11 protein-coding genes are annotated in these 9,741 nt (G+C 70.1%); 4 read left to right on the plus strand and 7 right to left on the minus strand.

What is annotated here, in order from left to right; translation table 11 throughout:
- Positions 1-1,040 (minus strand): MinD/ParA family protein (locus VJN29_RS03705; RefSeq protein WP_324142232.1); only part of this gene is annotated, 1,040 nt, incomplete at its 3' end.
- Between the two features lie 178 nt (positions 1,041-1,218).
- Here VJN29_RS03705 and VJN29_RS03710 point away from each other — a divergent pair.
- Positions 1,219-2,685 carry an FAD-binding oxidoreductase gene (locus VJN29_RS03710; RefSeq protein ID WP_324142233.1) on the plus strand — a complete coding sequence of 489 codons (1,467 nt, stop codon included), beginning with the start codon at positions 1,219-1,221 and terminating at the stop codon, positions 2,683-2,685.
- Positions 2,682-3,956, plus strand: coding sequence for a cyclopropane-fatty-acyl-phospholipid synthase family protein (locus VJN29_RS03715; protein ID WP_324142234.1), 1,275 nt, complete (start codon positions 2,682-2,684; stop codon positions 3,954-3,956). The genes VJN29_RS03710 and VJN29_RS03715 overlap by 4 nt, the downstream gene beginning before the upstream one ends.
- Before the next feature lie 60 nt (positions 3,957-4,016).
- Here VJN29_RS03715 and VJN29_RS03720 read toward each other — a convergent pair whose 3' ends face one another.
- From VJN29_RS03720 to VJN29_RS03730, 3 genes are all read right to left on the minus strand, one after another.
- Positions 4,017-4,547 carry a hypothetical protein gene (locus VJN29_RS03720; protein ID WP_324142235.1) on the minus strand — a complete coding sequence of 177 codons (531 nt, stop codon included), beginning with the start codon at positions 4,545-4,547 and terminating at the stop codon, positions 4,017-4,019.
- A 76-nt stretch (positions 4,548-4,623) separates the two neighbouring features.
- The gene (locus VJN29_RS03725) at positions 4,624-4,884 is read right to left on the minus strand and encodes a metal-sensitive transcriptional regulator (protein ID WP_324142236.1); all 261 of its coding nucleotides are present in this window, start codon (positions 4,882-4,884) and stop codon (positions 4,624-4,626) included.
- A gap of 159 nt (positions 4,885-5,043) precedes the next feature.
- Positions 5,044-5,769: a VOC family protein gene (locus tag VJN29_RS03730; RefSeq protein WP_324142237.1), complete on the minus strand. Its 726-nt coding sequence runs from the start codon at positions 5,767-5,769 to the stop codon at positions 5,044-5,046.
- A gap of 74 nt (positions 5,770-5,843) precedes the next feature.
- Here VJN29_RS03730 and VJN29_RS03735 point away from each other — a divergent pair, with 74 nt between their 5' ends.
- Complete coding sequence (locus VJN29_RS03735; RefSeq protein ID WP_324142238.1) at positions 5,844-6,665, plus strand: alpha/beta hydrolase; 822 nt, start codon at positions 5,844-5,846, stop codon at positions 6,663-6,665.
- A 15-nt stretch (positions 6,666-6,680) separates the two neighbouring features.
- Here VJN29_RS03735 and VJN29_RS03740 read toward each other — a convergent pair whose 3' ends face one another.
- Complete coding sequence (locus VJN29_RS03740) at positions 6,681-7,298, minus strand: class I SAM-dependent methyltransferase (RefSeq protein ID WP_324142239.1); 618 nt, start codon at positions 7,296-7,298, stop codon at positions 6,681-6,683.
- Between the two features lie 168 nt (positions 7,299-7,466).
- Here VJN29_RS03740 and VJN29_RS03745 point away from each other — a divergent pair, with 168 nt between their 5' ends.
- Positions 7,467-7,997, plus strand: coding sequence for a flavodoxin/nitric oxide synthase (locus tag VJN29_RS03745; RefSeq protein ID WP_324142240.1), 531 nt, complete (start codon positions 7,467-7,469; stop codon positions 7,995-7,997).
- Positions 7,998-8,002: 5 nt separating this feature from the next.
- Here VJN29_RS03745 and VJN29_RS03750 read toward each other — a convergent pair whose 3' ends face one another.
- Positions 8,003-8,944, minus strand: a complete 942-nt coding sequence (locus VJN29_RS03750; protein ID WP_324142241.1) for an alpha/beta hydrolase — start codon at positions 8,942-8,944, stop codon at positions 8,003-8,005.
- Positions 8,945-8,989: 45 nt separating this feature from the next.
- Positions 8,990-9,741: GIN domain-containing protein (locus VJN29_RS03755; protein ID WP_324142242.1), on the minus strand; the 752-nt coding region annotated here is incomplete at its 5' end.

Here is a 9,741-nt window from a genome sequence, read left to right on the forward strand (position 1 = left end):
TCTTCCCCGAACCCGTCGGCGAGCGCCGCGGCGACGTCGAGGAAGGCACGACGCGTCTTCCGGTGCAGCGCTGACAGCGTCGTGCGGCCGCCGCCCTCCAGGGTTTTGTCCCAGGGCACGGCAATCACCTGTCGACAACGGGCCTCGAAGTGCTTCCGGGCGAACTGCACGATCGGGTCGCTCTCGCGCTCGATCCCGTTGATGACGACCACTGCAGACGCGACGAGGTCTGCGTGGCCATGCTCCTCGAGCCAGTCGAGCGTCTGCGCGCCCACCTTGGCGCCGTCCAGCGCCGGGCGCACGACGAGGACGAGCTGGTCGGCCTCGGTGATCAGCCCCTGGTTCGCGCTGTCGAGGATGCCCGTGCCGGTGTCGAGGAGGATGAGGTTGTAGAAGTGGTCGAGCAGCGCGACGACCTGTCGGTAGGCATCGCGGTCGAGGGCCTGGGCGATCCGGGCGTCGTCGTCCGAGGCGAGGACCTCGAGACGCGACTCGACGCACTGGGACGTGTAGCCCCGCATCTGGGCGAAGGACCGGATCCGCCCGGAGTCCGCCAACAGGTCCGTGATGGTGCGCTGGCAGTCCCCCGCGATCCGGTGGGCCAGGTTGCCCGCGTCCGGGTTGGCGTCGACGGCCACGACCCGGTCGCCGCGCGCCGACGCGAACGTGGCACCCACGCCGACCGTCACGGTCGTCTTGCCCACTCCGCCCTTGCGGCTCATCACGACGATCCGCCGCGTGCCGTCGAAGGGCCTGCGGACCCGGTTCATCAGCTGGTTGCGGCGCATCTCGCCGAGGCCGGGGGGCAGTCGGAGCCGACCACCCGTCAGCTCGACGAGCACGTGCCGCCAGCCACTGCGTGCGGCCTGTCCACGCCGGCCCAGGACCGCTGACTCACTGAAGTCGGCTGCGGTGACCTGAGGCCCGAGCCCTGGCTCGAGCAGGTCATCCAGCGTCGCCTCGCCCGCCTGCTCATCGGCCGGGGTTCTCGCCGGCTCGGTCTCGGCGGGATCGTTGTCGACGGCTTGAGGTTCCATCATTGGCCCTTCATGAGTGACCAGCTGCGCGCGGCCCGGCGCTTCAATGCCAATTCAACCGTGCCGGTGCGCAACTGGGCACCCGGGGCGCGATTTTTCCCGGCTCGGCATGTCGCGCGCCGGAAAGGATCGGCGCAAAAAGCCCGTTGGCATCGTTGCCCACGTTTGGTTGACTCGACCCATGCCCACCCGCGTGGCAGTCGATTCCCTTCACGAATCCGTCGCGAGAGCAGCCCGGGACTTCGCGGCCCTGCCACCGGACCGGCCCGTCCGACTGGCGAAGCGGACCTCCAACCTGTTCCGTCACAGCGCGGCCCGCAACGGCACGCGGGAGGGGCTCGACCTCTCCGCCTTCCGCGGGGTCTTCGACATCGACGCAGGGGCGCGCACGGCTCGCGTCGGCGGGCTGACGACCTATGAGGAACTCGTGGACGCCCTGTTGCCAAGCGGATTCGTTCCACTCGTCGTCCCGCAGCTGCGCACGATCACCATCGGCGGCGCCGTGACCGGCCTCGGCATCGAGGCCTCGTCGTTCCGCAACGGCCTGCCCCACGAGTCGGTCCGGGAGATGCGCATCCTGACCGGTGGGGCGGACGGCCGAGGAGAGGTGGTCACTGCCACCGCAGACAACGACCACGCAGAGCTCTTCCGAGCCTTCCCCAACTCCTACGGCTCGCTCGGCTACGTCCTCGACCTCGTCATCGAGCTCGAGCCGGCCTCGCCCTACGTCGCCCTCCGACACATCCGCTTCGACACCGTCGAAGCGCTGGCGCACGCCATCGGCGTCGTCATGCGGACGATGGCCTGGGACGGGCACCGGGTGGACTTCGTCGACGGCGTCGTCTTCGGACCGCGGGAGTCGTACCTGACCCTTGCCCACTGGACCGACCGGGTCGAGGGCCAGCCGAGACCGAGCGACTACACCCGGGAGCGGGTCTTCTACCGCTCGATCCAGGAACGCCGCACCGACGTCCTCACCGCTCACGACTACCTGTGGCGCTGGGACACCGACTGGTTCTGGTGCTCGCGAGCCTTCGGTGCCCAGCACCCGGTCATCCGGCGCCTCTGGCCCAAGGACAAGCTCCGCAGCGATGTGTACTGGAAGATCGTCGCCTTCGAGCAGCGCCACGGCGTCGTGGCGGCCATCGACGCCAGGCGCGGCCGGCTCCCCCGCGAGCGGGTCATCCAGGACGTGGAGATCCCCCTCGACCGGACCGCCGAGTTCCTCACCTGGTTCCTCGACACGGTCCCGATCGAGCCTGTCTGGGTCTGCCCGATCCAGCTGCGAAGGCAACCCGCGAGCGGGAGCGAGCCCAGCGGCATACGGCCGACTGAAGCTGAGCCGACTGACCACGGAAGGCCACCGTGGCCGCTCTACCCCATGCGCCCTGACGTCCCCTACGTCAACGTGGGCTTCTGGTCGTCCGTCGAGATCCAGCCCGGCCGGCAGCGCGGTGACGTCAACCGGGCAATCGAGGCGAAGGTGACCGAGCTCGGCGGCCACAAGTCGCTCTACTCGGACGCCTACTACGACGAGGCCACCTTCACGCGGCTCTACGGCGGCGAGGCGAGCGCTGCGGCGAAGCGGCACTACGACCCGCACGGGCGGTTCCCAACCCTCTATGAAAAGGCGGTGCAGGCGCGATGACGATCTCAGTTGGCCAGGCATTCGAGCGCTTCCTTGGTGACGACGCGCCGGTGCGCGTCGTGGCATGGGACGGCTCGGCAGGCGGCGCGGCGGACGGCATCACGATCCGGCTGCACTCGCCGCGCGCACTCAGCTACCTCGTGACGGCACCCGGGGGGCTCGGCCTGGCGCGCGCCTATCTCCAGGACGAGCTGAGCATCGACGGCATGGACGAGGGCGACCCCTACGACGTGCTCAAGCACCTCCGAGTTGCCGCCCTGTCGCCGCGGCGCCCGTCGTTGCGCGACGTGCAGGAGCTCGTCCAGGTGGTGCGGTCGACCGGCGTGCGCCTGCCCGAGCTGCCGCCCCAGGAGACGCCGAGCCAGCTGCGTCGACTCGCCCACGGGCTCCGGCACGCGAAACGGCGAGACGCGGAGGCGATCCATCACCACTACGACGTCGGGAACGAGTTCTACGAGTACGTGCTCGGGCCGTCGATGACGTACACGTGCGCCGTCTTCGAGACGCCGGAGTCCACGCTCGAGGACGCGCAGTTCGCCAAGTACGACCTCGTCGCCCGCAAGCTCGACCTCCAGCCGGGCATGCGGCTGCTCGATGTCGGCTGCGGCTGGGGTGGCATGGTCCGGCACGCGGTCCAGCACTACGGGGTGACGGCGCTCGGGGTGACGCTCGCGCGCGAGCAGGCCACGTGGGCGCAGGACGCGATCCGGCGCGAGGGGCTGGACGGACGCGCGGAGGTGCGGCACGGCGACTACCGCGACGTCACGGAGCGGGGGTTCGATGCCGTCAGCTCGATCGGGCTGACGGAGCACATCGGGGTGCGGAACTACCCCGCCTACTTCAGGTTCCTCCGCTCGCGCCTGCGCGACGAGGGACGGCTGCTCAACCACTGCATCACCCGGCCGGACAACAAGCATCCGGGACTGCCGACGCGCGGCTTCATCAACCGCTACGTCTTCCCCGACGGCGAGCTGACCGGCTCCGGCGACATCGTGCGCGTCATGGAGGACGAGGGCCTCGAGGTGAAACACCACGAGAGCCTCCGCGAGCACTACGCCATGACGCTCGCCGGCTGGAGCGCGAACCTCTCCAAGAACTGGGACGACTGCGTGGCCCTGGCCGGTCTCGGGCGGTCCCGCGTCTGGGGACTCTACCTTGCCGGGTCGCGCCTCGGCTTCGAGGACAACGGGATCCAGCTGCACCAGGTACTGGCGACCCGGACCAGTGAAGCCGGGGTGGCCGGGTATCCGCTGCGGCCGCAGTTCACCTGAGCAATCAGGCCGTATGCCGCTGGGCTCGCTCCAGCGGCCGCGCCGCGGATGCCGCGCGGATCAGCCAGACCCGCCGAGGTCCACGCTGTAGGCCTCGTAGACGAGGTCGCCGCCGGCCTGCCGGTGCCTGATGAGGCGGCCGATCAGCGCGGTCAGCTCCTCGCGGAAGGCGGGCATGTCCGCCAGCTGCCCGCCGTGCTCGAGGACGGCGAGGTAGCCGTGAACTTGGTCTCGGTACAGCCGGTGCTCGGCGAGCAGTCGGTTGACCGCTCCGCCCAGTCGTGGAGCGCTCCGCTTGGCCCGGTCGTAGATCCCGCCCGGGCTCTCCGTGAGGGCGATGTGGTCGTCGAAGTCGTGGGCCAGCTCGGCGAGCGCCGCGCGCACCCGTTCGCGCCAGGCGCCGCCTCGGGCGATGGGTGACTCGAGCGCGAGATCGACCGCCGCAACGGACTCGCGCAGCTCGGCCCGGTGTGCCCGGATCCGTTCGATGTGTTCGGCGAACTCATGGTTGGCGGTCGCCGCTTCGGGCGGTGCCGACTCAGCCGGGGCTGACGCGGCGGGGATCATCGTGGTGTCTGCGCTGGCATCCATGGTGGCCTCCTCCGGTGCCTACCATGGTCGCCCGGCATCCTCCTGCCGTCCACCCCTGGGAAGCGACTTCTCTGGCTCAGGCCAGGGAGAGGAAGAGCTTCTCCATCTCCTCGACGTCCATCTCCTCACCGTCGGGGTTGGTGAGGCACTCCCGGAGCCCGGTCGCGATGACCGCGAAGCCGGCCCGGTCGACCGCCTTCGACACCGCGGCGAGCTGGGTGACGATGTCGCGACAGTCCCGGCCGTCCTCGATCATCTTGACGATGCCACCGAGCTGCCCACGTGCCCGGTTGAGGCGACGGACCACCGACTGCATCTCCGCGGCGTCGAGCTCCACTGTGTCCTCCTGTGCGTACCCGAGAGTCCTGCTTGGTGCAATGATACCCCGCCGGGTATCGGGACACCTCAGGCGTCTCGGCCAGTGCAGCGAGGACGAGGAGCGGGATGGAGCGCGCGGTCGTCACGCCGACACCCTCCCAGACGCCCCGCGGCAGGCTCATTCCCGCGAGGCCAGGACGCAGAACTCGTTGCCATCGGGGTCGGCCATGATGACCCAGCTGACCGCTCCCTGCCCGACGTCGATCCGCTTCGCGCCGAGGGAGATGAGACGTTCCACCTCGGCCTGCTGATCACTGCCTGCGGCAGGAGTGAGGTCGAAGTGCTGCCGGTTCTTCGCTGGCCTGGGCATCAGGGGCGGGCCACTCCACGTGATCTTCGGACCGCCCTGCGGGGACTGGATCGCGGTCTCCTCGTCCTGGTCCCACACCAGCGGCCAGCCGAGCGCCCGACTCCAGAAGTACCCGACGTCCCGCGTCCCGTCGCAGTTGACCGCCCCGAGGAAGCCGCAGCCAGCGAGAAAGCTGTTGCCTGCCTCGATGACGCAGAACTCGTTCCCCTCCGGGTCCGCGAGCACCACGTGCTCCGCATCCGGTCCCTGGCCGATGTCGAGGTGGCTCGCGCCCAGGCCGAGCGCGCGCGCAACCGTCGCGTCCTGGTCCTCGGCAGCGGCGCTGGTCAGATCGAAGTGGATCCGGTTCTGGAGTGACTTCGCCTCGGGAGTGGGAGCGAACCGGAGCCAGAACCCCGTCCTGTCGCTCGGGGCGAGGGCGACGGCGCCCTCGGGGTCGTCGGTCCGCTCCCAGCCGAGGACTCCCGCCCAGAACCGGGCGAGACCCTGGGGGTCGATCGCGTCGAAGCAGACGGCGTGCAGGTCGAGAGCCATGGGGCCCAGTCTTGCGCACGCCGGCGTCGTGACCCGGCTTGCGACCGGCCCCCTTCCCGGACAGGGTGGTCGGCATGGACGTCACGGACCTGTCATTCGAGGGACACGCGGGAACGGTGGTCGGGCGGAGGTGGAGCAGCGGCGCTGATGAGCCGGAATACGTGGTCCTGCTCGTCCACGGCTACGGCGAGCACTGTGGCCGGTACGGGCACGTCGCGGCTCGGCTCGTCGAGGACGGCGCCGTCGTCTACGCGATCGACCACGTCGGGCACGGTGGCAGCGCCGGCGAGCCCGTCCTCATCACCAGCTTCCAGGAGCTGGAGGAGGACGTCCACATGCTGGAGGCGCACGCCCGCGAGGAGCACCCGACCCTGCCGGTCGTGCTCATCGGCCACTCGTTGGGTGGCCTCATCGGGGCACGCTACGCACAGCGTTGGGGTGATGGCCTGGCCGCGATCGTCCTGTCCGCCCCGGTGCTCGGGCGCTGGCGCGCGGCCGAGGATCTCCTGGCAGCCGACGAGATCCCGGACGCGCCGATCGACCCGTCGACGCTGAGCCGGGACGACTCGGTCGGCGAAGCCTACGTCGCGGACCCCCTCGTCTGGCACGGGCCGTTCAAGCGGGAGACGCTCGAGGCGATCCAGGAGACCCTGGCGATGATCCGCTTCGCCGGCGCGGTGGACGACCCCATCCTGTGGCTGCATGGCGAGGCTGACCAGCTCGTGCCGATGGCCGATACGAAGAGGGGCTGGGAGTCGCTGGCCGGAAGGCATGCCTCCGCGAAGTCCTACCCCGGGGCACGACACGAGATCTTCAACGAGACCAACCAGGACGAGGTGCTTGACGACGTCGTCGCGTTCATCCGGGCCCACCTTCCAGCGCGGCGCGCCAGGTGAGCAGCGCCGCGGGGGTCAGGTCCGCCTGAGCATCACGACGGTGTCCAGCGCCTCGCGAGGACCGTCCTCCGTCTCGACGGGGCGGACGCGGATGTCCGCGTGTTCGGCCTCGACCGGCAGGCCGTCGACGGCGTCCACCACCTCGTCGGGGTCGTAGAGCACCTCGCGGGCGCTCGGCCCTCCCCAGCCCTCGGTGAGGTTGCGCGCGGAGTGCCCGATGGCGAGGACGTGACCACCCGGCCGAACGGCCTCGACGCCCTGGCGGAGGGCTGCCCTCCACTCGGCGGGTGGGAGCTGTAGGTAGCAGAACAACGCGAGGTCGTATGCCGCTGGGCCGCCTGGCGCTGCCACGGTGGCGTCGGCGACCAGCGGGGTCACCCGCCCCGCGTCCTCCCCGAGCACCGCCTGTGCCCGGGCTCGCATCCGGTCGACGGCCACGCTCGAGTAGTCGGTCGCGGTGACCGTCCAGCCCTGCTGGGCCAGCCAGATGGCGTTTCGTCCCTCGCCGGCGGCGATGTCGATGGCGGTGCCTGGTGTGAGCGGCGAGACCAGTTCCGCCACAAAGCGGTTGGGCTCGGCTGACCAGACGAGGTCGGTCGCCGCATAGCGCTCGTCCCAGTCCTTGGCGTCCATCTGTCGTCTCCTCCGTTGGGTGGATGGTCCGGGTTCTCGCCCAGTCCATTCTGCGGCAGCCCCACGGACACTGCCGGCCGCCGGTGGGCCGCGTCTGTTGGGTCACTATCCGGCGCTCGCCGCGCACGAGCCGCCTAGCGTGGAGGGTGGAGGAAAAGGGGTTGAACCATGAGGACACTCATCGTCCACGAGTCGCTGTTCGGCAACACCAAGGCCGTTGCGGACGCCATCACACGTGGCTTGTCGCGAGGCAAGGAGTTCGACGAGGTCGGCCTGATGCGCTCCGACGAAGCGCCCGGCGTGATCCCGGAGGACGTCAGCCTGCTCATCGTCGGCGGGCCGACGCATGCCTTCAGCATGACGAGGGAGTCGACGCGGAAGGACGCCGAGACCAAGGGAGCAGTCGAGCACGTGCAGCGCGGCATCCGGGAGTGGATCGAGGCCGTCGTGCCGAGGCCGGAGCTTCCCGTCATCACCTTCGACACGCGTGTGAAGGTCAAGCTGCTGCCGGGGTCGGCCGCCAAGTCAGCGGTGAAGGCGCTGCGCGCCCGCGGTTTCCGGCGCGCGGAGCAGGGTGAGACGTTCTGGGTCGAGGACACCGACGGACCGCTCAAGGACGGCGAGCTCCAGCGCGCCGAGGAGTGGGGCCAAGGGCTGGGCAGCCGCGCGGACCTGCACCCCGGCGCCGCTGCTCGCTGAGCGGTTCAGTCCGGCAGAGCGGCGAGCCAGCGGTTGACCACTGCGACGAACCGGTCTGGCACCTCGAGCTGCGGCGTGTGCCCGACACCGGCCAGCCACTCGGCCTGCCATTCGGGTTTGGCGGCGGCGACGCGGCGCGCCGCTTCGATGGGGACGAGCCGGTCCTGCTCGCCGTGGATGAGCAGGACCGGAGCCGAGACCCGGTGGATGAGAGCAGAGTACGTGCGGCCATGGCGTAGCACGGCGAGCAGTGACCTGGCCGCCCGGAGGAACTCCGCCTCGGACTGCGCCAGGGTGTCCCGGTAGGTGAGGAGGGAGACGCCCGCCTCCATGACCTCGACGTCGGCGCGCGAGAAGTCGGCGAAGCAGAGCTGGACGGTGCCCCTGACCCTCTGGTCGGTGGAGTAGCGCCGACGCAGGCGGACGAGGAACTGCTCGCCCAGGACAGGTGTCGCGTAGAGCCCGAACTGGAGGGCGACCATTCGGTCGAGGTTCTTGACTCCAGACGGCAGCGAGGGGTCGACGAGGACGAGCCCGTCGACGAGATCCGGCTCTGCGGCGGCGAGCAGCAACGAGACCATGCCGCCCATGGAGTTGCCGACGAGGACGCTCCGCCCACCGAGCTGATCCTGGATGAACCGTCCGAGCAGTGCGGCGTTGGCCCGCACGCCGGTGTCGCGGTTGGCTCCGGGCGTCAACCCGAAGCCGGCAAGATCGATGGCGACGACGCGGCGGAGATCTGTGAGCGCCGGCGCCACCTGGACCCAGTTGAGGTGTGACCCGCCGAGTCCGTGGACGAGGACGAGGGGTGCCTGGTCGTCCCCTGAGCCAGTCGTCGGACCACCGAAGTCGACCCAGTGCACGGGCCCGTCGAGGTCGCTGATCCGGCTGCGGCCACCCCATCGCTCGGCGAGGGCGACCGGAGCAGACTCCGGCAGAGCGGTCATACGGGCCAATCTAACCCGTCGGGCCTGGTGGCCGACGGAGGTTCCTCATGACCCGAGGACGACGGCACCGCCGGAGGTCTCGACATCGACCGTCGCCGGGCGCTGGTCGAGGTTGATCACCACTCCGCCCGACGCCGTGCCCGTCAGCGCGGAGCTCACCGACATCGTCGCCACCACGCCACCGGTGAGGTCCACCCGCGCCGTCGTGAGCCTCAGCCCACCGATCTGCAGGACTGCGCCGCCGCTCGCCTCGACCTCCAGGTCCTTCGCCTCTCCGGAGAGATCGAGTCGCGCTCCACCAGACAGGTTGAGCGCCAGGGACTGCGCCGTGAAGCCGTCGCCCGATGCGCTGGCGCCTCCATGCAGCTCGATCGCCGTGAGCTCCGGCGCGGTGACCTTGACCGAGATGCCATGCACCGTCGTGTAGCCCTTCGTCGTGGCGACCGTCAGGCGATCGCCGTCAACGGTGGTGGTCGTCAGCGGCAGCAGGTTGGGCTGCGCAGTCACGACGACGCTGGTCGCCGACCCGGGGACGATGTCGACACCGATGCCCCCGCCGACCTCGATCTCGGTGAAGGTCGGCACCTCTCGTGTTTCCGAGGTCGGGTCGCCCGAGCCGACCACAACGTTCCCGGGCAGCTCCCCCGAGCAGGCGCCCACGAGCGCGACCAGGCCCGCCATGAGCAGCGCGCACCCACGGCCCACCCACCCAGTCGAGTGAACAGCATCCGGGGCCTCCAGGAGGTGGCGGGACAGCTCCTCGCCACTCGAGGCTGTGACGTCCATGACTCGACCTT

The sequence above is a fragment of the Intrasporangium sp. genome (assembly GCF_035280925.1).
GTDB lineage: Bacteria > Actinomycetota > Actinomycetes > Actinomycetales > Dermatophilaceae > Intrasporangium.